The organism is Bartonella sp. MR100HLJHH (assembly GCF_042194215.1).
Classification (GTDB): domain Bacteria; phylum Pseudomonadota; class Alphaproteobacteria; order Rhizobiales; family Rhizobiaceae; genus Bartonella; species Bartonella grahamii.
The window spans coordinates 290,700-317,450 of the sequence record NZ_JBHIMR010000001.1 but is presented as its reverse complement, the minus strand read 5'-3'; the positions used below and the strand labels follow the sequence as shown (position 1 = coordinate 317,450).

Annotated in this window: 14 protein-coding genes, 2 tRNA genes and 1 pseudogene; 5 read left to right on the top strand and 12 right to left on the bottom strand. The window is 36.5% G+C overall.

The genetic code is table 11. From position 1 onward, the window contains the following. Nucleotides 1–1,988 (bottom strand): annotated as a pseudogene (locus ACFIJ7_RS01225) (hypothetical protein); the annotation flags it as partial. 919 nt (nucleotides 1,989–2,907) lie between these two features. Further along, nucleotides 2,908–3,414 carry a helix-turn-helix domain-containing protein gene (locus tag ACFIJ7_RS01220; protein WP_375644410.1) on the bottom strand — a complete coding sequence of 169 codons (507 nt, stop codon included), beginning with the start codon at nucleotides 3,412–3,414 and terminating at the stop codon, nucleotides 2,908–2,910. A 951-nt stretch (nucleotides 3,415–4,365) separates the two neighbouring features. Here ACFIJ7_RS01220 and ACFIJ7_RS01215 point away from each other — a divergent pair. Beyond that, a complete protein-coding gene (locus ACFIJ7_RS01215) occupies nucleotides 4,366–4,635 on the top strand; it encodes a hypothetical protein (RefSeq protein WP_375635456.1) in 270 nt (89 codons plus the stop codon). 321 nt (nucleotides 4,636–4,956) lie between these two features. Here ACFIJ7_RS01215 and ACFIJ7_RS01210 read toward each other — a convergent pair whose 3' ends face one another. The 3 genes from ACFIJ7_RS01210 to ACFIJ7_RS01200 all read right to left on the bottom strand — a co-directional run bounded on the left by ACFIJ7_RS01210 (nucleotide 4,957) and on the right by ACFIJ7_RS01200 (nucleotide 8,199). Beyond that, complete coding sequence (locus ACFIJ7_RS01210) at nucleotides 4,957–6,168, bottom strand: MFS transporter (RefSeq protein ID WP_375644409.1); 1,212 nt, start codon at nucleotides 6,166–6,168, stop codon at nucleotides 4,957–4,959. 480 nt (nucleotides 6,169–6,648) lie between these two features. After that, entirely contained in the window at nucleotides 6,649–7,299 is a 651-nt protein-coding gene (gene tmk / locus ACFIJ7_RS01205; RefSeq protein ID WP_375644408.1) for a dTMP kinase, read from the bottom strand. Nucleotides 7,300–7,881: 582 nt separating this feature from the next. Next, nucleotides 7,882–8,199 carry a hypothetical protein gene (locus tag ACFIJ7_RS01200; RefSeq protein ID WP_375644407.1) on the bottom strand — a complete coding sequence of 106 codons (318 nt, stop codon included), beginning with the start codon at nucleotides 8,197–8,199 and terminating at the stop codon, nucleotides 7,882–7,884. Nucleotides 8,200–8,379: 180 nt separating this feature from the next. Between ACFIJ7_RS01200 and ACFIJ7_RS01195 the strand changes: the two genes are divergently transcribed. The 3 genes from ACFIJ7_RS01195 (at nucleotide 8,380) to ACFIJ7_RS01185 (ending at nucleotide 13,914) form a co-directional block, all read left to right on the top strand. Beyond that, entirely contained in the window at nucleotides 8,380–9,570 is a 1,191-nt protein-coding gene (locus ACFIJ7_RS01195; RefSeq protein WP_375644419.1) for a hypothetical protein, read from the top strand. Then, nucleotides 9,567–10,772 carry an ATP-grasp domain-containing protein gene (locus ACFIJ7_RS01190; protein ID WP_375644406.1) on the top strand — a complete coding sequence of 402 codons (1,206 nt, stop codon included), beginning with the start codon at nucleotides 9,567–9,569 and terminating at the stop codon, nucleotides 10,770–10,772. The genes ACFIJ7_RS01195 and ACFIJ7_RS01190 overlap by 4 nt, the downstream gene beginning before the upstream one ends. Before the next feature lie 1,942 nt (nucleotides 10,773–12,714). After that, nucleotides 12,715–13,914: an MFS transporter gene (locus ACFIJ7_RS01185; protein WP_375644405.1), complete on the top strand. Its 1,200-nt coding sequence runs from the start codon at nucleotides 12,715–12,717 to the stop codon at nucleotides 13,912–13,914. A 461-nt stretch (nucleotides 13,915–14,375) separates the two neighbouring features. On the opposite strand, the gene ACFIJ7_RS01180 is transcribed toward ACFIJ7_RS01185, so the two are convergent. The 4 genes from ACFIJ7_RS01180 to rplU form a co-directional block, all read right to left on the bottom strand. Beyond that, nucleotides 14,376–14,465, bottom strand: a tRNA-Ser gene (locus tag ACFIJ7_RS01180). A gap of 474 nt (nucleotides 14,466–14,939) precedes the next feature. Next, a complete protein-coding gene (gene ptsP / locus ACFIJ7_RS01175) occupies nucleotides 14,940–17,471 on the bottom strand; it encodes a phosphoenolpyruvate--protein phosphotransferase (protein WP_375644404.1) in 2,532 nt (843 codons plus the stop codon). A gap of 1,412 nt (nucleotides 17,472–18,883) precedes the next feature. Next, on the bottom strand, nucleotides 18,884–19,153 hold the full coding sequence (rpmA, locus tag ACFIJ7_RS01170) for a 50S ribosomal protein L27 (RefSeq protein WP_273787451.1): 270 nt from the start codon (nucleotides 19,151–19,153) through the stop codon (nucleotides 18,884–18,886). A 12-nt stretch (nucleotides 19,154–19,165) separates the two neighbouring features. Beyond that, complete coding sequence (gene rplU / locus ACFIJ7_RS01165; RefSeq protein WP_375635449.1) at nucleotides 19,166–19,645, bottom strand: 50S ribosomal protein L21; 480 nt, start codon at nucleotides 19,643–19,645, stop codon at nucleotides 19,166–19,168. 285 nt (nucleotides 19,646–19,930) lie between these two features. On the opposite strand from rplU, the gene ACFIJ7_RS01160 reads away from it, so the two are divergent. Next, nucleotides 19,931–20,020, top strand: a tRNA-Ser gene (locus ACFIJ7_RS01160). 315 nt (nucleotides 20,021–20,335) lie between these two features. Here the strand turns inward: ACFIJ7_RS01160 and pgi are convergent. From pgi to ACFIJ7_RS01145, 3 genes are all read right to left on the bottom strand, one after another. Continuing rightward, a complete protein-coding gene (pgi, locus tag ACFIJ7_RS01155; RefSeq protein WP_375644403.1) occupies nucleotides 20,336–22,000 on the bottom strand; it encodes a glucose-6-phosphate isomerase in 1,665 nt (554 codons plus the stop codon). 189 nt (nucleotides 22,001–22,189) lie between these two features. Then, entirely contained in the window at nucleotides 22,190–25,324 is a 3,135-nt protein-coding gene (locus tag ACFIJ7_RS01150) for an efflux RND transporter permease subunit (RefSeq protein WP_375635447.1), read from the bottom strand. Then, a complete protein-coding gene (locus tag ACFIJ7_RS01145) occupies nucleotides 25,321–26,460 on the bottom strand; it encodes an efflux RND transporter periplasmic adaptor subunit (protein WP_375644402.1) in 1,140 nt (379 codons plus the stop codon). Before ACFIJ7_RS01145 ends, ACFIJ7_RS01150 begins: the two co-directional genes overlap by 4 nt. Between the last annotated feature and the right edge of the window lie 291 nt (nucleotides 26,461–26,751).

Below are 26,751 nucleotides of genomic sequence, written 5' to 3'. Positions count from 1 at the left end.
CGCTCATTCGTCTTCCAAAGCTGCCCACCATTAATTGCATCATGCGACTCTTCAGTAATTTCACCATCTTTGACATTGCGCAGAGCGACCTGCCCACCAGTCTTACCGCCACCTAAAGTCACACTGTTATAATTAACACTGCCATCACCATTCTTATCGTAGAGAACTTCAAAAGCACCACCATCCTTAATATTGTTAATAGTGTCAGTAATAGCTGCAATTTCACCATCGAGTTGTTTTTTATTAACGGCTTCATTGTCTCTCTCTGCGGCCTTTACACCAGAAATACTCCGGTCTCCCCCACTACCTGCAACATCAATTTTCGTACCATCTTTTTCCTTACCAATGGTGATAAGTTTCTGTTCTTCATCCCATTTAACAAGACCATTTCCTGCTATTTGATTTTTTACTTCATTCAATTGTGCAACATTAACCGCATCAGTCTCTGCAATCCCCGCTGCCACTCCATAAACTTGTTTATCACCAGCAAAAATACCGCTATCAGTCATACGCGGACCACCAGTAATCACGAAACCAAGGTTGCTTAATTGGGTTTTTCCTGCTTGTACACGTCCAACTGTAATGAAGTCATTCAAATCAAATTCTACTGTTTTATCATCTTTTCTTACAATTTTAATGTTCTTATTTTCATAATTCTCAAGTTCAGCTCCAGCAAAATTGACTGTTTCACCAGGCAGAATATCCACAGCAGCTTCACCGTTAACAGATAACTTCCAGCCTCCTGCTCCTTCTACGACAGCTCTCATAGCTTTCAACTGTGCCACATTGACGGCATCAGTATCTGCAGTGCCAGCCGCCAACCCAGTAATCTGGCGTGTTATACTACCATCAGCCTTTCCAACGCTGATTGCACTTTTTGTACTTTTCCATGCTCCATTGTTTTGTTGTGAATTTTTGTCACTTACAGGATCATAACCAGCAACATTATTAACAACACTGGCAACGGAAGCTCCACCCAAAGCCACTCCGTCTCCAGCAATCACCTGTGAATTTGGACCAATTGCAATCGAATACTTTGTTTGAGCTTGAGCAGCATAACCTATCGCAATCGTATCTTGATCCTTCGCTTCTGCGTTACTCCCCATAGCAATACCGCGGATACCGGTTGCAAGTCCACCAATAGCAACTGCTAATTCTCCTGATGCACTTGCCTTATAGCCTAGAGCCAAACTACTTTTACCAGTCGCTTTTGTACTTGAACCAACTGAAACCGCATTTTGCGCGCCGGCTTTAGCGGCATAACCTATCGCAATCGCATCTTGACCATCTGTAGCCGCGCTGCTACCAAACGCAATACTATCAATGCCATTTGCCTTTGAAAGCCCACCTATAGCAATCGATGATCTCTTCACTGTTTCTGACCCAATCCCTATAGCAATACTTGCTGCTCCATCTGCAAGCGCAGAAACACCAAAAGCCTGTGCTCCTCCACTCTTTGCAGTTGCACCCGCACCAAATGCTGTTGAATAATTCCCTGTTGCAGCAGATCCACAACCTGTCGCAAAAGAATACACACCGTAAGCCTCAGGCATAACAGTCTTGCTACCACCTGTAAGCGCCCCCATATAACCACTGTTTTTGTTACTTGTAACACCATCACCACCCCAAATGACCTGGTCAGTGGTCACGCCATAAGGATAACGACCAGAAAAATTTGTATTTTTGATAAATCTATCATATTGCTCCTCTGCGGTTATTTGATTAGTACTAGCAATTGATTCCTGTTGCTTGCCACCACGACCAATGACATTATCCGCACCACAGTAATTATCATCACCCGCAAAAACAATACTGCCATGGCTACCATGGTCATAAGACACAGTAGCACCACTCGTGCTTATAGTTTTTTCACCCGTTATCGCGAGATTCGAAGCGACAACAGGAGAAACACTCGATAAGAGTGTGGTTATTGCCGCGCTGAGAGAGACAGCTTTAATTAAATTTGGTGTGGAATACTTTTTTTTCATAAGAACCTCCTCCAACAGAGTCCAATATCATTACAACGCGCAAAAACCTCACGGCAAAACCCCTATTTGCGCCCCCAAAAACGAATAAATTAAAGATAAAAACCATCCCCCGCGATAGCGATCTCCATCACTGCATCACCCTAAATCTCTGAAAAGATATTGAATCTAGAAAAGTCCCCAACCCTTTTAGCTAGAGGGATTCAAGCTAAAAAATAAATCAAAACACAAGACTTTGAAAATACAACGTAATCTCCATTCAAAAACACTGCGATTTATCTCTTAACAAAAATAGTTTCACTAAAGAGCAACTCTACTTTTTAGATAAAGCGCCTCAGTAGAATGGCAAGAGTATAAAAATAATTTTTTATAAATTTATCAAAATACTTCTCAATAAATTAGCTGTTCTTATAAGCACAAATTTATGATTTTTTTAACTTATAGCATAATGTAATGGATGATGATTATCATAATGACCTCACTCTTTTCTGCGAGGTAAGCTGTTTCAATATATGATACATATCTTTAAAAGAAATCTTTCTTAATATAATGATGTACGCTCTGTAAAAAGTTTCAACGTGCTCATCTCATCATCTTCATAAAAAGACAAAAGCGCGCCTATAAATAGTCTTTCCTTCTTCTCTCTTATATGTCTGTAACCCTTTTATAGGAACAAAACATCGTCATTGTATTTTCACTGTTGTATAATTTTTTTGTATTACTAACTGTAATTCTTTTTATAAGCAGTTTTACCTTTATTAGAGCAACACATTAATTTATAATGGTAATTTATCATTTTTTTATGTTGAATAAGAGACCAAAAAAATCGTGAGATTTTCTTATTTAAAACCTGTTTATACAGTAAAAAATCAAAAAAGTTTTATTTTTTAAAAAGGCTGTTCATTCGTATCTTATGACGTTTCTAGATGTGCTTTTCAGTTTCGATTTTACGCTTTAAATGTAATTTTAAAAGTGGCAAAGTGGCTTCGACTTCTTCCATATCATTGAGGTTTTGAATAAGCTCTTGCAATTTTCCATAAAGCTCTGCTGCTAATTCCGCAACATCTTCAGGAGAAAGATCTATTTTTGCATCATGATAGGTCGTATAAACCAAATGTCCAAGCTTTTTCATCAGCCCAGCAGGAATCGCTTGTGGTTTAAAACCAGCCGCTTTCGCCTTTGCCATATCTGAAAACATCTCGCCATTGCCCGTTACAAGCCAATCTAATGAAACACCACAAATTTCTTGATATTTGGAGAGCGCAGAGGCTGTAGGCTCACTTATACCAGTTTCATAAGTTCCTATAGAGCCAGCAGTGATACCAAGATGTTCAGCAAACTGCTTACGCTCTGTAAAACCAAGAGCGTGACGCACTTCACGAAAACGTTTTGCCAACTCAGTTTTAGGTTTTGCTTCCGGACGAGCCAAAAAAACACTCCAAAATCAATATAATTGTTGACTAAATAATTATATTGATTTATACCTTTTGTTACTGCCCCTCATGTTAGGCAAAGATCTACATACATAACCCCACAAAAATGGATGTTACAGCATCCGTCTAAGCAGGAGCGAAAATTATGACAATTACACAAAAAATGCAATCGCCGTGGTATTTTACTGAACTGCGTCCCTGTAATATAACCTTGGAAACACTTAAGCCTATCAGAGGCTATTTTCCAGAGTCAAAAACATTTGGACACAGCCTAATGAAAAAGCTAAATGCGCCACTGCCAACTCTATCAGTTTGCACGCCAAGCAAATTCTTGCCAACTGCTTTCTCAAAAGTCACAGTCATATTTTTCAGAAGCAAAAAGCCCAACACAGGTTCTCTCACTCAACAGCCTAGTAAACCTGCTTAAACCTCTTTGCAAGAATCTATAAATACACTTCCCAAAGTTTTTACATTACAACATAAGGTAAAAAGTTTATCAATGTCTAAAAATCAATATAAAACAGGTAAAATAATTGGTATTCTACAAAAAATGAGATCATCACTCGTTATTAAAAAGTCAGACGTTTACAAACCATGTTTGCTTATTTTATATATTAATGGTGCTAAGTTAGCTGTAATTGGCAATAGAGATTTCAGGGTGTTTGGTTTATCGTCAGAATGCTCCTCCTCTATGCATATTAAAAGCCTTTTAGCAATGTATTTTAAATGCTATAAGTTCTATAGTAAACACATTACCATCCATATTTACAATTGGCGCTTCAAAATCTTGAAGTAATACAGTCTTTAATAGACATTGATTTAAAAGCGCGTGTTTTGCAGAAAATTGACAAAACCATGAGGTTCGTATACATGGCAATTCTAAGTGATAATAGTGGAGTGATACTTAAAAAAGCTGTATGGAAAACCGCAACGCGGAGGAATTAAGCATGACCTCTTTATGCGATAAAGAATTATCTGATACATTGGTTGGTCTTTATGACGACTATCAACACGGTTTCGACATTGGAGAAGAGCTTAAATTGTGCGTGGATTTGGCGTTATCTCTTGAATTGGAACTCAGTATTCACCGTTTAAGTGAAACAGATGCTGTTTTAAAAAAAGAGATTGTGCAAACCTTACATCGTCGTAGAAATACCCATTCCAATGAAGATGAAATTGATACAATTTTTCATATGGATTTTGAAAAACAAAAATAATGCAACACTCTCCCTGTATGATACGATATTACCTTATCGCTTTACTTTCTACTGCGCTTAAACAAAAAAAACTTTCAAGAAGATTTAAAATGTTGCGTTTTCGTCTTCTTAACAACAGTGAGATGAATTAAAGAAACGCAGCAATTCTTGTGGGTCGTTATCAAAAAATAGAGAGTATTCTCTAGCATACATCAATTTATGCTTTATTCATTAAGCACCAATTTTTACATTTTCTCACTTCCCTGTAAAAGCAAAATATGAAATATGCTGTAGCGTAAATGTTTATAAAATAGCGTGTATTACCACACTTATAAATGTAATTTATTGTTTTTCATGTTTATAAAACAGCACTATGAATACTCCAACAAGTGCAAAAATGCTTTGAAAAAAATATATCGATTGAGGTGATATGCTACTGTTATCGCGTGCCATAATGAGATAGACTGCGAGGATCAAGCATCCAGAGATACCATTAAAACTTGCCTGCAATCTTCCTTGGTATTCAGGATCACAAGAGAGTTGTGATAAAGAAATCGAAAGAGCCCAACTCGAAAGTCCAAATCCAATCATAAAGTAAACAGGAAAAACAACAAAATTGTGTTTATTAACAGAGAGAATAGCGAGACCAATAGCCATAAAAGCTAATAAAATGGCTAATGTTTTCCTTATGGATAAAACTTTACAAAGAAGTGGTGAAAAAACCGCACCTGTCAATACGCCCATAGAATAAAGCACCTCAAATATTGCAAAGGTCCTGCTATCCGCATGCAAAACCTCTTGTATATAAGGAACGAGAATAACAGGAATGGTCATCAAAAGAGTCATAATAATCATCTGGCTTACATAAGGTACAAAAAGAGCCGGATTCTGTTTAAAATAATGAAGTGCTGCTGTATAACTTTCCCACCAATTTTGCTGGTTTTGATTTTTAGATTTTCGGTTTTTAGGTACCTTCATTGCAAAATTAAATAAACCAGCAATAATAAAGAATATACCACCTATTAGAAGAGTTCCTTTTGTTCCTGCATAGGACAGTATCAATCCACTTAAGCCCATACCTGCGATAGTGCCAAGTTCATAAATCATATCGATAGTCGCATTTGCATTGATGAGCTGTTCCTTCAGCACAATACTTTGAATTAAAGAAATAGCTGATGGCATATAAAAAGAGATAAAAATACCCAAAAGAGCAGATAAAACCATCAATTCAATTTCTATACCAAAATGCCATAGCATTACCCAGCCAACGATTACCAAACCTCTCACAAGATTTGAAATAATAATTTGCGTTTTACGATTATATTTATCCGCCAATATGCCCAAAATAGGGGCAAAAATAATGCTAGGCGTCCAAAGAAAAAGCATCATCAACGCTACACCACGGATTGAACTCGTCTGATTGTAAGCAAGCCACGACAATGCAATATAATTTAGTCCATTTCCAAATGTAGCAAATAAGCCACTCAAAGTAAAATAGAGAAAAGTTCTATTTTCAAATAAAGCAATGCGTTCCTTCAAATTTGAAGTGAACATAAATTATCCTCTAAAATAAATACCCGTCGATATGCATGATACATCCTGTTTAAAAACATGCATTCCTACGGTTTTCATTTTAGATCATTAAATTTAAGAAAGCAAAATTCCTTTTTTGAAGCTTTTAAAATCTTTGTGCTGTTGTATGATTAATTCTTCTATGAAAACAAAACATTTATGCACTAAAATATGCTCGAGTACATCCCTCCATGTCGTTATTCTATCACCACACTTCGTCTCTAAAAGAATAAACATACTATTATTCTCACGATAAATATTGATAACTTTTCTACTCCCCTTCTCTAAATCTTTTAAAACAAGCCCATTACAGTTAATTTTCCAATTAAAATATATAACGTGATATTTTTCCTGAGCAGTTAAATTATTGCAATCATATCTCTAAAGTTTCAGATTTAGAATACGAATACATAAGAAGGATTTATCGTGGATAAATTGATTAATAAATGATTTTATTCATAATCAAAAACAAACTTCATCTATATGACGTCGTATTTGATGATGAATTAAAGAAACAGAAGCAGTTCCATCAATTGTTATAAACCGCTCATCTATTTCTGATAAAACTTCGTATACTTCATAAACTTTTTCAATAAAAGAGAGTTGTTCTTCGTATTTTAAGTTTAAACCATCCCTTTTCTGCAACCGCTCCAGTATAGTAGTGGGCGGTAAATGAAGATAAAATGTAATATGAGGTCTTGGAATAGATTGATTTAATTTAACTACACTTTCAACAGAAAGCTCTCGAGCATAAAAATAAGCAAGACTAGAATAAACATATCGATCGCTAATTAATAAATTTTGCGATAACATTAAGGAAGGTTCAATAATTTCAAGCGTATGTTTGCGTCTATCTGTCGCTGATAAGAGTGCGAAAAGCAACGGATCAATTGCTTTTCCATTATCTAAGTAATCTCTAATTTCTGGATTATTTCTATACCAATAACTGGGTTGAAAAGTTTGTATTATATGTTTTTCTGTTGAATAATGGTGAGCAATTTCTTTTGTTTGTGTTGTCTTTCCACTCCCATCAAACCCGCATAAGACAATAAAAGAACCGGAAAATTTCTTTGGAGACCACATGGAATTATAAACTTTTTTATCAAGATACATTTTGTCTATATACTCTCCATAAGTTAAATTGTTTTATGTCTAAAATCTCTTAATGTTTAATAAGATGTTTTTTTACTCGTCTCTAAACAGAAAAACACAATACTCCCGCATTTGTATAACTTATTAACTTTATGATAAATGGCGGTATATAGACTTATTTTTAAGATAAGATTATATTTTAGACAACTGAAAATGAGATTAAGTATTTTTGAAAAATATATTTTTTGTTCACGCTACATAACCTGCCATTTTTTAACGAATTCTAGTAGAGTTTCTGAGGATTACTCCTATAACGTCGTGTAAGCGTATAGAAATGAGTTCGATCTAAGTATATTATTGCCCCTAAGGGCTGATACTAGATTGCGCTACATAGGAATCTAACGAAATCAACTCTATATTTTCTCAAACCACTGCCCACGCTATAAGCATTCGATATCCGATTCCGTCAAAAAGCAGCAGAGCAATTCTCAGAAAACATCGCTGAGATATTGAAATATGCCTTGCAAAAGCGTTTGAATCAAATGTTTCACTATATTTTTCGGTATATTCATAAACTGAAACTAAGAATATTATAATAAGACTTCAAACAACGACGACGCCCAAATCGGCCGTGACAAAGCCTCCTAAAACTGAACCAATAATACCTTCTCTATGAAAAAGACTACCATATAAAGGTTTTAATACAACCGCACACCTTAGCGCTAATGCCATAAATGTTTCTGATAGATAACGAAGTTTATTGTCACAACAACATCTAACAACCGTCAATAACAAAACCTCAACCTTGAGTATAAACAAAATCAACTTGAAAGCGCAAAATATATCTCTAGGACATAGTTCTTTATTGGCAAGCCACCTGCCAAGAGACGCAGTAAAAATACCAGCCTCCATCCTACTCATTCTCCTGAAAATAAGCTATCACTAGCATAAACATCAGCGTTCAATTTTTCCTACTGAAAAAACTTGACATGCCCAGCCATGTATGTATGTATTTATTATTCGTAAACATGTGTGCTGATTTATAATACTGCGTGTTTTTAAGAGATTTCGAAATGGGGGGATGATGTGCCCAAACAACTGATGTTTCGGTTTTATGGGCTTGTTGTCTTGCTATATCTTTCTGATATGGTTCTATTCTTAAGTAATCTTTGGAATGCTTATCGCATAACATCCTCATCGATTTTCCTAGGCATAACCATGGCTTTGGGCACCCTTACGCCTTACCTTTTAAAAAAAAGCGGACTTGTGCGCATTAAAGCCTCCCTGAGGTTGGTCGATTTATACAAAAGGCGGATCATTATCTATAGCCTTCTTTTATTGATTGCACTTTTCCATTATGCCGATTCCCCCTTTGGTTTTATCGCTGTCTCTATCTCTATCGGCTATCTCTCTTTGATTACCTTAAGCACTCTCGAGACTTATAATACTAAACTCGCACTTGGTGGTTATATTAGCGCCCAAAAGGCTTCCCGCATTATGCAAACAGTTGTGCAAATTGGCGCATTTTTGGGAGCAGCACTGAGTGGTTATCTCTTAGAAGCGACCAGCCCTCAAGGAGCAGCAGCTGAAATTGGCTATAATGGTTTGATTGTGGCACTTTGTGTGTTTGACATCATTATAAGCCTTATAGCCGGATATATCATCTTTTGCGATGAATATAAAGCTACCGATACCACAGCACTTGCAACCGATAAGAAGCCCGTACCTACACCGCAAGCGAATGGACTCTCCCAAGAGCTTAAACTTTTATGCGTCTGCATAGGACTTATTGGCTTTCATATTTGCGCTTATAATACGCTGGCAACCATTCTTTTTCAAAGTGTGAAAAATTTTGGCTCTGAATATTATGGGCTTTGCAGTGCGGTCGCGGGCTTGGGCGCTTTTTTGGCTGCTTTTATCAAAATCCCTCGCTTTGAATTTATTCTCCCAGCCCTTATGTTGAGCGTGGCTGATCTTATTTTTAGCACCACACAATTGCCCTATTTGGCTGTGGTCTTTTGCTTTTTTATTGGCTTTTCAATGAATACCATGCGAATTAATGCCCGCAAACATACGATTGAAGCGACTAAAACAGAAGCTCAAGCAGAGCTGGTGGGAAGCTATAGCGGCATGCTTTATACTCTCTCCCAATCGGCAGGTTATGTTATCCTTGGTCTTCTTACAAGCTCTGCCCTTATGGGCCCTCAAGCAGCTGTTTATCTTCTACCCCTTATAGGAATGATAATCTTTATTTATATCCTTTTCTTTTTATCGCGGCAGGCCACAGCATGAGCAAATCCATTCTTATTGTCGACCCTTTCTCCACGGGTGCCCTCTATGGCCCTCCTTTGCAAAAATTAGGCTATGCTTGTTATGGTGTTGTCTCTCAACAAGCTCCTTTTTCACACTATATGCTTTCTTATCAGGGAGAGGGTATGGCAGAAGCGAAACTTCATAATGTAGATGAGATCAAGACACGCTTTCCTATCGGTGCGATAGAGGCCGTGGTGGCAGGCGCCGAAGGGGGTATTTATTGTGCAGATCAATTGGCGGCTTATTATAATTGCCCTGGGAATAATCCCTCAACCACCGATTGGCGACGAAAAAAGGCAGTAATGCAAAGGCGCCTTTGTGAAAATGGTTTATCTTACATTCGGTCGAAGATTCTTACAAAAGGCGATTGTGCTATCGATGATTTTGAAAGTCATAGCGGCTATGTGGTAAAGCCAAATGATTCTGCTGGGAGTGATGGCATTTTGTTTTTCTCCAGCCGTGAGGAAGTGGCGGCATGGTCCTCTCGAATCGACTGGACGCAAAAAAATATTTTTGGCGCACCTAACGAGGCTTATTTGCTCCAAGAAAGATTGGAGGGAGAGGAATACATCGTCGACGCCGTTGTAAAGGGAGAGGCTATAAAAATATGTAGTTTATCACGATATAAAAAAGGTATTCATAATGGAAGTGCTTTTGTTTATGAATCGCTTGATGTGCTTGATGCTCAAGATCCTTCTTATGCCCCTCTTATCTCTTATGCAAAACAATGCATTCGCGCGCTGGGGATTGAATATGGACCCGCGCATATGGAAATCATGCAAACAGCTCGTGGTCCAGTGATGATCGAAGTAGGAGCCCGCCTCCACGGGGGAATTGCACCCACCTTGTTCGCACATTGCTATGAAGATGATTTACTTGAAAGCTCCGTTAATCTTATTGCAAGAGTGTTTTCGCAAAAACCAAGCCACTTTAAGAAAAAGGGGCGTATTATCTTTCTTATCAACAAGATCGACGGTCATATTATAAAAGATGTTAACTTATGGCAGCAAAAGCTTCATTCTTGGGAAAATGTGGTTCATTTTAAGCTCCTTTTTAAAGAAAATGAGCCCCTACCCCTAACCATCGATTTAAATACCTGCCCAGCTATTATAGCAATTTGGGGACACAGTGATGATGAATTATCAGCTTTGGAGAGGATCATTCGTAGCAATTTCTTATAAAATACAATAATTGGAAAGAAAACATAGATTCATCAGCGTAACTAATTGAAAATATAGACAAATATTAAAAATTGATCAAGCTTAATGGATTAAACAACAAGGAAATAATTTTGTTTACAGCTTTATTGTCGAGCATTCGCGGATGGATTCTGGTATTATCTCTATCTGGAACTCCCTACAGGCATGAAGCAGAAAAGTTATCAAGCATACTTAGTATACCTAATGACAACTGCTATTACCATACGTGATGGCTCTAATGTAGGTGGATTTGAACTTTTAAATAATTTCTTAACTCTTGCATCACTCTATTTCCATACTTTTTAAATAATATTCAATAACTTAAGTAAAATAAATATTTTTTATTTTGGGTTTTGGTGTGTTGTTAATCTAAAGCATGTGAAGAGAATATATTAAAGAATTAAAATATTTATATATCGAGATTGAAGATGTCCTATTTTACCAAAAGAAGAGCTATTATGACACAGGTGAATTTAGCTATTAATCTTTTGTTGCAAACAAGTGGAAAAAAAATGCTGAACGTAGAAAAAGTTGCATAAGAATCTTTAACAAAAATGATTGAAATTTAGATATAGTTGCAAGATATGAAATAAAATTGGTTCTATCAGCGCTGCAATTTTTTCTGGTTAATTTATTCTACCGATATCATTAAGGCTTTCTTCTAATGACATCGTCTATCATTAGAGGGAGATATATGATTGTTTTTCGAATTGTGACAGCACACAAATTTCGTGATTTATTTTGCCCATCAAAAGATGTTGGTTAGTTGAATAAGTTAAAAAAATACATAGCATTCCGTATAAGCCATGTGTATGTATAAAACTTCTCCGAATGATCGTGTTAATAGCAATGTTGAAGGAGTGCCTTTTTGGAAAGATTGTACAGCAATTACGAGTATCTCTAAGAGGAAAAGCACTGATTTTTAGAACAGAGAGAAACATTGATCATAACAGTTTATTAGGCTAAACGCAGAATATTTATCCTAATAATTGATGATCGAATTGTAACAGTATAGTTTTTTGATCATCATAAAGAAAAAAGTAGAGAGCATGTTTCTTTTAGTTAAGGAAGAGTGTTGCTCATTTTTCTTTCTAAAAGTAAGCAAATTCAAAGATAATTTTTTTGTTCTTATAGTGGTGATACAATAATTGTCGAAGTCCGTGAAGGGGAGATTCCAATACATTATTACAAAGTTTAATAAAAGCTGGAATACTTAAAAACTCTTTAGCTGCTATAATGATTTAAGAATACCAGATTAGGATACGGGCAATTCAAGAGTTCAAAACTTTGTGATAATATTGGTTTAGAATTACATCCTGTTCATTCAGACGAGATGAGCCGATTATTATATGTCATAGAACCATATGGGCGGGAAATTAAAAAAAAGCTTATCCAGAATCTGACTTAAAGGTTTTGGGAACTTTAGTAGTAAGATTGGCTTGGTCTCATGTTACCCAAAAATTAGCACCCAATCTTGTTGTGACTAGACTAAATTTAGAAGATCTGCTCACTGAAAGTTTTATAATATTATGAAATGATAAAAATATTAATATTTCTTCTTGTCCCGCACATGAAACAGATGCTATTTGTATTTGTTATCCTTTGCACCATTGTTCGAAATATATTTTAGATGGTTGTCACTTGAAATATGTCTTGGAAAATTATTTGGCAAGAGAACTTGCCCATATGTATTGGAAAGTAATTTCCTATTATTTGTCTCAATCTATGGGCGCAACGTTATCAAGTATAGAATTCATGCTGACAGATGACTCGCAAAAAATAAGTACCTACAACGCATTTGAACTAAAATTTTATGAAAAACTGGAATTTAGTACCGAACCATATTTGACAATGGAGAAAATCATAAAATGGCTCGAGTCTCTGTTTAAGAGTGAGAAAGCTATTGCGTAATTCTGTTTTTCTTATGATTTTGATTGGTTGTTTGACGAGTTTTTGTGCTAGTGGTGTATTATCTATTGGCCTTTCTTTGTTACAATTCCAAGATACAACTGGAAAAGCATCTGCTACTTTAAATGTTGTTAATTTAATCGCAATTGGAATTGCAGGCTTATGTTTGGGAAATGTGTTGGTGCGCTATCAAGGCTTTATAATTGGGTTTTATAGTCAAATTATTTGCGCTTGTTTATTATCGTTCTTATTATTTATGAACAATCCGGTACTTATTTTATTTGTATTTTTTTTACTTGCTCTCTTGATGGGGGCTGATAATCCAAATAACAACAGTGCCTTGAATCAGCTGGTTCCAGCTCCCAAACAAAAAGCTGGAATTTTTGCATTTTATACTAGTTGCTGTCAGTTTTTTGTTATTATATCCCCATTGCTTATATATTTTATAATTGCGCATTTGGGGCACAAAATAGCCATAGCCTTTATTGTGTTTATTTATCTTTTGAATGCCAGCCTATGGTTTCGTATAAAATCTATACAACAAATAAACAGAGTAAAAGAGCTATTACAAAAGCCATCTCAAAAAGCTTATGGTGTTGGTTTTAGGTACCTTTGGCGGATTTATGCGTTGCGTTTTTTAACGATTAATCGCATTTTGAATAATTTTCTCTATACGGGGCCTATTGTTCTATTGCCACTTGTTCTTGCATCTATAACATCAGATAATACAAAATTTACAGCTATTCAAAATACTATTTTTGCTTTGTCAGCACTGGGTTTTGTAGTCAATGGTCTTATCTCATCCTATTATTTACGGAAATTTCCATCTTTAATTCGTTTTTTTGTATGGGGAACACCGGCTTTTGCAGTGATCGCAATCTCTTTTGTCTTATATTTAAATTTTACTCAATATTCCCTTTATATTATGGGCTTTTTATTAGGTATTGGGCAATTTTATTTTAGGGTATCGGGAATAACAATTGGACAAGCTATCACACCTAGTGAAAATTTAGCCGAGGTGATTTTGGCAGGCGATGCCAGTGTGCGCATCATAACAGCTTTATTCTCTATTGTGCTTTTATATGCCGGAAATTTTTTTTCATTTTCTACATTATACGTCCTGTGTGTATTTATAGGTTTTTGCGCCCCTTTATTTATTTTACACGGACTATCTATTTACATACAAAGCTTAGAAATAAAAGAAAGCACCGCATGAATGATCTTCAATTATTATATTACGTCAGCCTTTTTTGATTATCGTATAGATAAAAATTTTGTACAAATATTCATGACATTAATTTTAAATGAGCACATTGCGTGAGAAAAGCTGAGGTGTTCGTTACCTCTCATGTGGATAAAACGCATTTAGCCCGTTAATCGGAATTGCAAATAGCACTATGATCACCATTAATTCTGAAACTCTATCAGAAGTTAGTGATAATGGCAAAAATCCCTTAATGATATTTGAAGAGATCGTTTATGCTAGATCAGGTTATCTAAAGATCGAGAGGAGAGTAACTTAGAAGTTATAAAATTCATGGAAATTCAACTGCAATTTCTAGGTATACATAATGACAGATACAGATCAGCGCAAACTGGTCAATTGCAAACAGTAAAAAAATCCTGAGCTTTTTAAGCTATGTCATATCAAGCATATGAAAATCCGTTTTAAATTAATGGCGGAGAGAGAGGGATTCGAACCCTCGATATGGTTTCCCATATACACGCGTTCCAGGCGTGCGCCTTCAACCACTCGGCCACCTCTCCAGAAGTCTCGCACTATACCCAGAAAGAAATAACGTGCAAGCCTAAATTATACATTCAAAGTTCAAAAAACAAATTCATTTATTAAAGTAAGAGCTTATATCTGTTGAATAACAAGCACATCCTTTCTTTTTAAGAAAAAACTTTTTCCGTGGATAGGTTTGTATAATACAATAATGGGAATAAAAAGATTGTCACATCTATCTCATACGGTGTCTATGAATGGTATAAAATCTATTGAATAGCATCATCTTTCCTTAAATAAAAAGTACAAGCCAAGTACCATTACGCTATTTATCCCCTAATGTTGCAACATCCCTTGCTATTTGAGAGAATGTATAAAAGGCATTTATTCTTTCTTAAAGTGTTTTTCACACGCTACTCCTCCCTGTAACGTATAAAAGAATAATGTTTTATAGCACTAACGATCTGATTACTCTGCAAAATGAACTAGCTCGTTCCCCTTAATGTTCTTTATCACCTTATATCCTTGCTTAGAGCACGTACAGCTCGTGCAGTTTCACATTGTAATGCTTTTTGTGCTAAAATTTTCATATCTTCAAAACTATGAGTCTGCAAACACGCCTTTACTGGAGAAATATCGCAAGATATCATAGAAAGCTCATTAATTCCCAACCCAGTCAAAATCATTGAACCAAAAGGATCTCCAGCCATACCACCACATACGCTAACCCAACACTTATGTTGTGAAGCTCCCTGAATAGTCTGATAAATCATACGCAAAACTGCTGGATCAAGGCTATCAGCTTCAGACACAAGGTACGGGTTTTGCCGATCAACAGCCATTGTATACTGTGTTAGGTCATTGGTTCCAATTGAGAAAAAATCAACATGGGCGCTCAACACATCTGCCATAATGGCGGCTGCTGGAACTTCGATCATAATACCAAGTTTTAATTTTGGTGCATCAATATCATTGCGGATTTCTTCTGCAATCTTTTTTATAGTAACAATCTCTGAAACAGACATTACCATCGGAAACACAATCCATAGATCTCCGCCTTCTTTTGCTGCTCGATACAAAGCACGTAATTGAGGCACCAAAAGATCACGTCGACGTAACAAAAGCCGCGTCCCTCGAACACCTAAAAAAGGATTGTCCTCTTTAGATAAATGTAAATGCGTAACCTGTTTATCCCCACCAATATCGAGTGCACGAATAATTAATGGCTTATCTCCTACAGCTGTAATCATCTCCCGATATATATTAAATTGTAGCTCTTCATTCGGAATATGAGGATTCTCTAAAAACAAAAATTCCGTGCGCATGAGTCCAACACCTTCAGCCCCCAAATCAAGCGCAACAGGAACCTGATTTGCGTAGTTGACATTAGCCATGATACGAATTCTTTGACCATCTGTTGTTTGCGCTGGTAATCTACACGCACTTATTTCACTGACACGTTTTTGCACAATAGTATCAATATGCCTTTGAGCATCTTCAACGTCTTCAAGCGTAGGATCAAGGTAAATAAACCCGTTATCGCCATCAATAATAGCCTGAATATCAGACTGTATCGCTAAAATATCACCACCTGCAGCAACAACCATTGGAATACCAAGAGTACGCGCCAAAATAGCTGTATGAGATAATGGACCTCCCCATGCTGTTGCTAATCCTTTTACCTTTGTACAATCAAGTTGTGCTACATCAGAAGGAGAAAGGTCATTTGTAACTAGAATTACACCATGTGGAATATCATTTAAAAAGAACGATCTATAGGATGGATTGATTTCACCTAAAACACGTCGACCAACATCAACTAAATTAACAGCACGTGCTGCTAACAAAGGATTATCTACCTTAAAAAACATATCTGAAAATTGACGAACCGCTCTATCCCAAGACCAAGCGACACCATGACCTTCTGCTATAAAACGACAAGCTTGAGCTATTAAATTTTCATCTTCAAGCAAAACCATTTGCGCAGAAAAAATCGCAGCAGAATCTGCTCCCATACGCACTGTAATATCAGAAATCACAGATGCCATTTTATGTTTTGTTTTTGTAAGAGCATTTTCAAGACATGCCGCACCAGCTGCAAAATCAATTGGCTGGTCTATTATGGAAATATCATTTTGCCTTAAAACAAAAATCTTACCAAATGCTAATCCTGAACTTGCTCCAACACCAGAAATGCCTTTTTGCATAGAGCGTGGATACCAACCATGAAAAGCCTTTGTTTGAGATTCCATTGCTCTCATCAGGCATTTTTCACTAATACTCACTTTTTTTGCAATAGCAATGGCATCATTGAGAAGTTGTGCTCCTTCTGCAGCATCTGTAGAAAAAATCAGAACATCACCGTTTTTTGCTCCTAATTGCAATAAACCAACCAAATTTTTCATTTCAACGGCATATTGACCATGACGAACTCTGATAGAATTTTGAGCCTTTTTCGCAAAATCAACCCAAAGAGAAGCTGGTCGTGCATGAAGACCACTTGGATAATCTAAAGTCCATTCCTGACACACCGAAAGGTCACCAATAAAAGTTTTTTCTATCTTCATATCTTGATCAAACAAAGTTGTAACAATTTGCTGTTTGTCCATAGTTGTTGCAAGTACTTCAAGCTGTTTTTTATCAAATAAAAGAGACGTCAATTTTTTACAAATTTCTCTATAGCGATCTGGACACGCTGCAATAGCAATAACCAAATGTGCTTTCTTGCCATCCTGCCACTCAACACCAGCAGGAACCTGTATAACAGCAACAGCGTCCTTGATAATTAAATCACGATTTTCAGCCATACCATGGGGAATGGCTATACCGTTTCCAAGCCAAGTATTGGTTGTTTCTTCACATGCGAGCATGCTTGCCAGATAACACTTATCAACCGCACCAACCTGCACAAGCAATTCAGCAGCAGCATAAATTGCATCATTTTTATGATCAAAAGCAGCTGCAAGTTGTACAGATCTTATAGACAAGATTTCACTCTCGATAAAATCTACATTCATTGCTTCTGCTTTCTCACATCTTATCATGAATTCAAATTGCCTCACATTTGAACACCAATATCTCTGATAAATTCCTTTTCAAAGCTGCATTTCCCAAAATACAAGCTATAAATACCACCACAGCTCTCTTTATATTTTACGAAATGTAGCTAAGTGAGGTGCTTAAATACCTCAATATAACCGATAATACAATTGGATATTATCATCTAGCAAGGTGCTTAAAAGCATCATAAGCAAGTCTGCCTCTTACTCTTTTACTTTACAAAGACAAAACCCCGATTTTTACAGCACCAATCACCTAAAAAACTATGTTTTAAAAACGCTCTCATTATCCCAAGTTATTCAACATAACTTTTCATTATTCTCCCTAAAAGAAAGCATCCTTCCCAATCATCTGTAACTTCAGTTAATATTTTAACTGATTCCTCAAAGTTTATTTAACCTATTATCCCTCTTTATAAATTCATTACATAATTATAAATTGCTCCATGCAACTTATCATCTTTAAAATTCCGTGCAGCTCATCCTATGATGCTAACTTATTGATATATAACATCTATGTATTTTAAGATACTCCTTTACTTCAATCAATATCGCAAACACACAATATTCTCTGTCGCATATTTGCAAAGTACGAGCATCACCCAAGCACCATCATCAACTACTAAAATCAAGAAAAACGCTACAAATAAGATAAATAAAGTAAAAAATGAAAAGCAGTTATTGCCTTAACCCCAGCTTTTATGCTTGTTTATTTTCAAAAATGTACAATACAATAATAGTGAAATCAGAAAAAATATTCTTGAAGAGCGCTGATTGCACATTGGTTGTTTTTATATCTTTAAACAGCGTCCTCCTTAAAAATATAATTTCACTCTCGATTTACCGAAAACTCCTTAATGCACATCACTTTCAAAGTAGTTTTGACTGCCATCTTATGGATTTTTTATCCCTATATCCTTTTAAATGAATAGCCCCACCTATCCACACCACCACCTAAAAACAGTATGACAACTCATCAATACTACAATGCCAATAAAAAGATCCATCTTTATCAAAATGATTACATAAATAATGCTTTCATTAAATTTCTCATAATTTCCTGAAAACAAACTGCTTCTCTTATAAAGAAATTACTAAACACTTCTTCATGCATAAAAAGAAAGTCTCTCCTTACTATTATTATACAGAAATTTATCAACAAATTCTATCATAACATCAATACGTTCAGTACTAAATACTAACATAACACCGCACAAGTTCCTCCCCTCATTGAGAAAAGTCATTTCCCCAATTCCACCTTTTTCGTACATCTTCTACATTTATTATAGTACCAAAACAAAAAGGGAAAGATGAAATTCTATCTTTCCCTTTTAATACTTATAAAACCACAACTACAATTCAATGGAATCCCGTTGATTGCTAGAGAGTGTTACAGATTACTCTGCTGCCTCCACCATAGGAATGACTGAAACATAGGAACGATCACCCGCTTTGCGTTGAAAAGAAACCTTTCCATTTGATAATGCAAAAAGCGTATGGTCTTTTCCAATGCCGACATTGTTGCCAGGATGCCAACGTGTACCACGCTGGCGAATAATAATATTTCCAGCAATAACGGTCTCACCACCAAATTTTTTAACGCCTAGACGTTTCGATTCTGAATCGCGACCATTACGCGAGGAACCACCAGCTTTTTTATGTGCCATAGACGCTCTCCTTTAATCTTTCTTACTCTTTGATGCTACAGACGCTTTCTTCTGTGACGCAGTCTTTTTTTCAGCTGTTTTTTTAGCCGTCTTCTCAACAGAAGCAGTATCTTTTGTTTCTTTTGGTGCAGTTGCCTCTTCTTTTATCGGCTTTGCAGCTGCTTTTTTAGTTTTTGAACCACCCATTAAAATTTCTAAAACACGAAGCTTCGTAAATTCTTGACGATGACCACGCGTGCGTTTAGAATTTTGACGACGGCGCTTCTTAAATGCGATAACCTTGCGCCCACGTGCCTGTTCTACAATCTCAGCTGTCACCAATGCATCAGCAACGACAGGGGTACCAATAACCGCATTACCTTCTTGCCCAACCATCAATATGTCATTGAATTCAACAACATCACCCGCATTTCCACTAACTTTTTCAACTTTCACCACTTGATTAGCAACAATGCGGTATTGCTTACCACCAGTTTTAATGACTGCGAACATTTTTTATCCTTCCGTTCACTCCAGCTCTTATTTAATTTCTGCCTTGAAATAAGGGAAAATAGGCTGCTTTTTATCAGTCGTAATAGATTTTAAAGAAGGATAAAACCTTCTTCAACACAAATATGCGCAGATTTCCCCACGCTCATGTTCCGTATATATGAAGGAATTTCTATTCTCTGTCAATAAAGTCCCATAAAAAAGAAAAAAAGGTTGTACCAAAAACAATTGAAGGTTATCTACCCCTTATACACTCAAATAGTGCCGATTTTTGTTTCACTTTATTATGGAGAGATGGCTGAGTGGTTGAAAGCACCGCACTCGAAATGCGGCATAGGGGCAACTCTATCGGGGGTTCAAATCCCTCTCTCTCCGCCAAAGTTTATAAAGCGATATTATTAAAATGTCTTTAATCGTAGCTTGCCGGTGGATTCTGTATATTTTTACCTAGTGTAGTTTGTCAGCAGGTTTTGTATCAATCCATTTTTCAAAAGATCTTCAAGACTTTTCAAAGCTCTTTATCGTTTGTGCGAATAAATTCTCATTATTACAATTTTTTCACTTTTTGGTTTTCTGTTACATAAATATAGTTCAGATAATAAGAGAATGCATAGTAAAATCAAAGAATTATCTCATATTTCTCTCTCATTCTACTTTTGCTTAGTTAGTACAAAATCTGCTGTCAAATTATATTTATTTTGCACGTCTTTCTTGAATATGTGCTAGCAACCCTAATGTTGAACTATCGCGATTATCCGCTTGACTTTCTCCACGAAGAATTGGTAGTAACTCATTTGCTAATTCTTTACCAAGTTCAACCCCCCATTGATCAAATGAATTAATATTCATTAAAATCCCTTCAACAAAAATACGATGTTCATAAAGCGCAATAAGACGACCGAGTGAAAAAGGTGTTAATAAATCTTGAACCAACGTAATGCTGGGACGGTTTCCTTTAAAACTTCTATGAAGTGCTAAATGATCTGCTTCACCCTCATCAACTCCATTTTTTATCAAGATATGCCGAGCATCTTCAATACTACGCCCTTTCATCAATGCTTTTGATTGTGCTAAACCGTTTGCTAGCAACATCTCATACATAGAATGTAAATTTTGCTCATGCCCTTTTATAAATAAAATAAATTCTACAGGAATAATATCTGTTCCTTGATGCAGAAGCTGAAAAAAAGCATGTTGACTATTTGTTCCTGAATCCCCCCAAACAATCGGACCACTTGAAAAACTTAATGGTTTTCCATCCAGCGAGACTTGCTTACCATTTGATTCCATATCAAGCTGTTGTAAATAAGCTGGAAAATGTATTAAACGCTGTGCATAAGGAATGATAGAACGTGATGAATAACCACAAATAACACGATGCCAGAATCCTAAAAGAGCAAAACGAATAGGTATATTTTTATGCAAAGGCATAGTTTTAAAATGTTGGTCCATTTGCAATGCACCGTTGAGAAATTGGCGAAAATTTTCACCACCTATTGCAAACATAACAACAAGTCCAATGGCTGACCAAATTGAATAACGCCCTCCAACCCAATTCCAAAATTTAAAAACTCTTGTGGAATCTATGCCAAATTCTGCCACTTTATCAAGCGCACTTGAAACAGCAACAAAATGCGTACCAACGGCTTCTTCTCCTAAATGTGAACAGATCCACTGACGTGCAACTTGAGCATTTACCATTGTTTCAGCCGTTGTAAAAGTTTTAGAAGCAATGACAAACAGCGTTGTTGCTGGATTCAAAATAGAGAGAGTATCAGAAATATGGGCACTGTCAGCATTAGAAACAAAATGACACTGTGGACCATCATGATAAGGTTTTAAAGCATATGTGACCATTTCAGGACCAAGATCAGAACCACCAATACCAATATTGACAATATCACTTATTCTCTCGCCGCTGTTTCCCTTATAACTGCCATCACGTACCTTTTCAGAAAATCTTTCCATATCTTCAAGGACGTCTTGAATATCGCGAATAAGATTATGACCATCCAACATGAAAATTTCATCAGCAGGTAAACGTAACGCAATATGAAGAACTGAGCGTTTTTCAGTTGTATTAATCGCCTTACCAGAAAACATTGCATCACGCCGGCCTAACACATCTGCTGCGACAGCTAAATCATCTAGAAGTTGCAATGTTTTAAATGTCACACCACATTTTGAAAAATCAAAAAGAAGATCATCAAGTCTGAGGGAAAAATGGGAAAAACGCTGTTCATCTTCTACAAAATGTCGACGAATATCATAGACCCCATCCTTTGCGGCATGGTTTCTTAAAGCTTTTAATGTGGCTTCAAAAGCCTTTTCATTTCGAATCGAAAAGCTATCTCCCATAAGCTTATCCTATACGGTTATTGATAATGAAATCTATGCCCAAACCATAACAAAGCAGAAAGCGTCTCCTTTATTGCTCGCTATTTTCACTGCTCACATAAAAATGAAGGAATATACAAAATAAAAGGATAAGATCCGAAAATGATATTTTTACAGGAATAAACTTTCAAACCTTTTCTATCAGATACATCATTTAACTTGATTGAGTTCTTTTGTTAAGCGTAAATCTTCTTCTGCTTTTGGTCTTATAAAACGCCCCAAAAAAAGATAAACAACCGGTGTGACATAAAGCGTAAAAATAGTTGCTAAACCTAAGCCACCAACGATAACCCAACCTAAAGCTATACGAGCTTCTGCGCCAGCACCTTTGGCTAAAACCAAAGGAATACCTCCTAAAATGGCACAAATCATTGTCATACAAACTGGACGAAGTCGAATATTTGCTGCTTCTTCTACGGCTTCACGCACGCTTCTTCCCTGATCTCGTAATTGATCTGCAAATTCAACAATGAGAATACCATTTTTTGCCATAACGCCAATTAACAAAATTAGTCCAATTTGGCTGTAAATATTAAGACTCACACCACTTAATAGCATAGCAATTACAGCACAACCAATCCCTAATGGGACCGTAGCCATGATAATGAATCCTGAAATAAAGCTTTCAAACTGGGCAGCCAAAATCAATAAAATAATCAAAAAAGCAATGCCAAAAACAATCATAAAATTGGAAGATGTTTCATTAAGCGTTTCAGCTTCTCCTAAGGGAACCACGTAGATTCCTTTTGATAACAAAGGAGAAGCAATTTTCTGTACAGTTTGATAAGCTTCCCCTAAAGCGATACCTGGAGCAAGATTTGCGCTTAAAATAACAGCGCTCATGCGTTTTTCCCGTTTTAATTGGGGAGCGATAGCTTTTTCATGTAAATGCGCAATAACCGATAAAGGAACATATCGATTGTCTTTAGTCTTTAAGAAAATATTTTCTAAATCACTGGGACTCTTCATAGAATTTTTACGCGATATCAATTTAACATCGTAAGAATGATCATCCACGTTAATGGAACCAATCTTTTTACCATCCAACATTGCTTGTAATGTATCGCCCAAATTGGTGATATCAATCCCTAAATCGGAGGCTTTTTTTCGATTGATTTCAATAAAAAATTGTGGTTGTGTTGCATCAACAGTAAGACGTGGTCGAATAAAACGCGGATCATCTTGTAAAGCACTCACCAGCTTATCAGCAATGGGTTGTAGTGTTGCATAATCGTTGCCAAGAATTGCAAATTGTAACCCTTGCCCAGTTCCTCTCACACCTAGAGAATTTCCCTCCGCAGCAAACACAAAAACTGCGGGAAACTGTCTAACCTTTGCATTAACATCCTTCACAATTTCTTGCTGACTACGTGAACGTTCATCCCAAGATGAAAGCAATAAAACCAAAAAAGCAGTATTGGGTGAACCACCAATACCCGCAATAGAGTAACTGTTAGCAATCTCCCCTGCATCACGTAATGGCTGTAGACTTGCTTCAATTTGCTCTACCTGTTCGTTCAAATATTGTGTTGAAATACCTTGTGGTCCATTAATAACCAAAAAGATAAGAGCTCTGTCTTCTGCTGGAGTTAATTCCTGTTTCAGCTTCATATAGCCTCCGACACAAAGACCCGCAAAAATAAGTGAAGCAAAAATAACAGACCAAGGCTTTTCTAAACACTGATGCAAACTGTAAGTATATGCCTTATGAAGAAAAGTACCTAATTTATATAAAAAAGTAAAATGATGGGACTTTTCTTCTTTCTCCTCAATATGTTCTTTGAGAAAACGTGAAGCCAACATGGGACAAAGCGTTAAGGCAACAATTGAAGAAAGCAAAATAGAAATTGCCAAAACAAAACCAAATTCTCTAAAAAGCGCTCCAACTTGCCCAGGAAGAAAGGAAATAGGAACAAATACAGCCACTAAAGTCAATGTTGTTGCGACAACAGCAAAAAAAACTTCACGTGTTCCTAACACCGCTGCAGCTCTGGAACCTAACCCCATATTGCGCCATCGAACAATATTTTCCAGAACAACAATGGCATCATCCACAACAAGCCCTGTTGCTAAAACAAGTCCTAAAAATGTGAGAATATTTAATGAAAATCCCACAAGATAAATAGCTGCAATGGTACCAATTAAGGCAACAGGAAGAGATAAAGCAGGTATCAGTGTTACACGAATGTCTCTGAGAAAAAGAAAAATGACTAAAATAACGCTCAAAATAGCAATGACCAACGCAACCTCAACCTCATGAAGGGCACTTTTAATAAAAATTGCATCGTCATTAATAACGTCTATATGTACAGAAGAAGGAACAATACTTTTGAGATTATCAACAACGGCTCTTACACCTTGAGAAATATTAAGCGTGTTGGATTGTGCTTTCCGCACGATACCTAATCCAATACCTGTCTTTCCATTGATACGAAGAATAACCGTTTCTATATCCGGCGATAAAGTAACATGCGCAACATCGCCAAGATGCACATGAGGCTTTAAAACAACTTGTTCAAAAGATTCTGGTGTTGTTAGACGTGCAGTGGCACGGACAACTAAAGTTTGCTTAGAATTGCGTAATGATCCTACTGGCACATCCGTTGTCATATCAGCAAGAACACGTGAAATATCTGCTACAGTTAATCCATAACTTGCAAGTTTTGCTTGATCTATATCAATCTGAAAAATCTTTGTGCGAGCACTATCAACCTGTACATCACCAACACCATCAACAGCAGAAATTGCATCAACAATCTGATCATTTACAATCGTTGTTAAATCATCAATACTCATTGTTGGTGACGTCACAACCAAATACATCATGGCAGCAGCATTCGAATCTGCTTTAATGATCAGAGGGGTATCTGCATTTTTTGGTAAAGAATAAGCAATACGAGACAGAGCATCACGAATATCAGATGCCGCTACATTCAAATCAACACCGACATTAAAATTAATCTGCACACGAGAGCGTCCAAAAGAAGATGTTGAAGAAATTGTCTTAACACCTGAAACACGAGAAACAGCATCTTCTATAACTTTTGTTACTTCACGATCAATGGTTTCTGCTGACGCACCAGAAAACATCGTCACAATCGTTGTTACTGGAGTATCAACATCGGGTAATTCTCTTACATCAACATTCAACCATGCTGCAAATCCTGCAATGATGATCATAGCATTTAAAACAAAAGTAAAAACCGGTCTGCGAATAAATAAGGCAATGAGACCACCTTGCTCCACCTTTGACATAGGCTGTTTTGTGCTCAATTCTTGGCTCATTGTATATCCGTTCCATAAACCGCTGATAATTGCTGTTGGTGGAACTTTGGATCATCAATAGTTACTTTACTTCCTGGATAAAGCATTTGCACCCCTTGAATGACAACTTGATCACCATTTTCTAGAGGAGCTTTCACGAAAACCTGATCCGCTTTATGCTGAATAATTGATACGGGAATAGACTCTACTTTTCCTTCTCTCACACGCCAAACGAATGACCCTTTACTATTCCATTGAACCGCAAGAGGATTAACGACAGGAAAAGAACCACCATGAAATTGCAATACAACAGAAAAGGACATACCAGACATGAGCGTATCTTTTTCATTATTGATTTCAACCTGAGCATGAAGCGTGCGACTTTCTGGATCAACAATATTATCAATCGCATAAATATGACCAACAAAAGATTTATCTGGCTGCGCAGTTAATGTTGCCGTTACCTCATCTCCTTTATGGATGCGCGACACATATCGTTCAGGGGCCCATATATCGACCAAAATACGTTCTCTATTCTCAATACGGCCTATTACAGTATTAAGGGTCACGTTATTCCCCACATCAACGGGCAAAATACCAACAACTCCAGGAATCGGTGCACGAATTGTTCGCCGATCGAGATCTAATTCAGCATTACGCAACACTAAATTTGCGTTATCCAACTCTAAACGTGCTGTAATTTCTTGAACTTCCGTTGCTGTATTGCTGGCGCGTAATTTAAGAATGCGCGAAAGCGTTAATGCATTATTATCACGTTGTACTTTTGCTTTTGCAGCCGCTATTTCCTCTTTTTTAGAATCAAGCTTTGCAATCACATCATCGACTTGTACTTTTGTACCAGCTGATACAAAAAGCTTATCAATAACACCTGAGGATAAAGGGGTAAGATCGACTTCTGCAAGAGCTTTTCCACTCCCAAGAACGTTAAGTTGTTCATAAAAATCTTGAACTTTTACAAGATCAACGACAACATTCGCCGGTGGTCTTCCCATTTTTTCCTTTGAAGCTTTATACGATACTCTTGTTTTATCCACCATAGAAATGGGTTGTTCTGCACTCTTTTTTCCAGCCCAATAAGTAACCGTTAAAACGACGATTAAAAACACCAACGGAAAGCTCTTTTTTAATAACGCCATACATCCACCCTTGCTGTGTCATGTTCATCTGAAATAGTTTTCAACAGTAATATCGGTGTTTTACACAAAAACCAAACAGCGGGTGTGTATATCTTACCCCCCACCGCAAAAAACACATCTCATCTTTGCTTGACTATCTTTCATAGATTAAAACGTCAAGTTAACTATCGTTCATATTGCTTTGTACAGTCACAACAAAAAATGATTATATCAAAACCAACTGAAACCATAATATATTATATCCTTTTTTAAAATATCTCATAAAAAAGAGAGTTTTTTTTATTACTATCC

Bases quoted from the DNA above. Each gene is read 5' to 3' on its own strand.
- ACFIJ7_RS01215 (WP_375635456.1), top strand. From the start codon at position 4,366: ATGACCTCTTTATGCGATAAAGAATTATCTGATACATTGGTTGGTCTT.
- ACFIJ7_RS01210 (WP_375644409.1), bottom strand. From the start codon at position 6,168: ATGTTCACTTCAAATTTGAAGGAACGCATTGCTTTATTTGAAAATAGA.
- tmk (WP_375644408.1), bottom strand. From the start codon at position 7,299: ATGTATCTTGATAAAAAAGTTTATAATTCCATGTGGTCTCCAAAGAAA.
- ACFIJ7_RS01200 (WP_375644407.1), bottom strand. From the start codon at position 8,199: ATGAGTAGGATGGAGGCTGGTATTTTTACTGCGTCTCTTGGCAGGTGG.
- ACFIJ7_RS01195 (WP_375644419.1), top strand. From the start codon at position 8,380: ATGTTTCGGTTTTATGGGCTTGTTGTCTTGCTATATCTTTCTGATATG.
- ACFIJ7_RS01190 (WP_375644406.1), top strand. From the start codon at position 9,567: ATGAGCAAATCCATTCTTATTGTCGACCCTTTCTCCACGGGTGCCCTC.
- ACFIJ7_RS01185 (WP_375644405.1), top strand. From the start codon at position 12,715: ATGATTTTGATTGGTTGTTTGACGAGTTTTTGTGCTAGTGGTGTATTA.
- ptsP (WP_375644404.1), bottom strand. From the start codon at position 17,471: ATGATAAGATGTGAGAAAGCAGAAGCAATGAATGTAGATTTTATCGAG.
- rpmA (WP_273787451.1), bottom strand. From the start codon at position 19,153: ATGGCACATAAAAAAGCTGGTGGTTCCTCGCGTAATGGTCGCGATTCA.
- rplU (WP_375635449.1), bottom strand. From the start codon at position 19,645: ATGTTCGCAGTCATTAAAACTGGTGGTAAGCAATACCGCATTGTTGCT.
- pgi (WP_375644403.1), bottom strand. From the start codon at position 22,000: ATGGGAGATAGCTTTTCGATTCGAAATGAAAAGGCTTTTGAAGCCACA.
- ACFIJ7_RS01150 (WP_375635447.1), bottom strand. From the start codon at position 25,324: ATGAGCCAAGAATTGAGCACAAAACAGCCTATGTCAAAGGTGGAGCAA.
- ACFIJ7_RS01145 (WP_375644402.1), bottom strand. From the start codon at position 26,460: ATGGCGTTATTAAAAAAGAGCTTTCCGTTGGTGTTTTTAATCGTCGTT.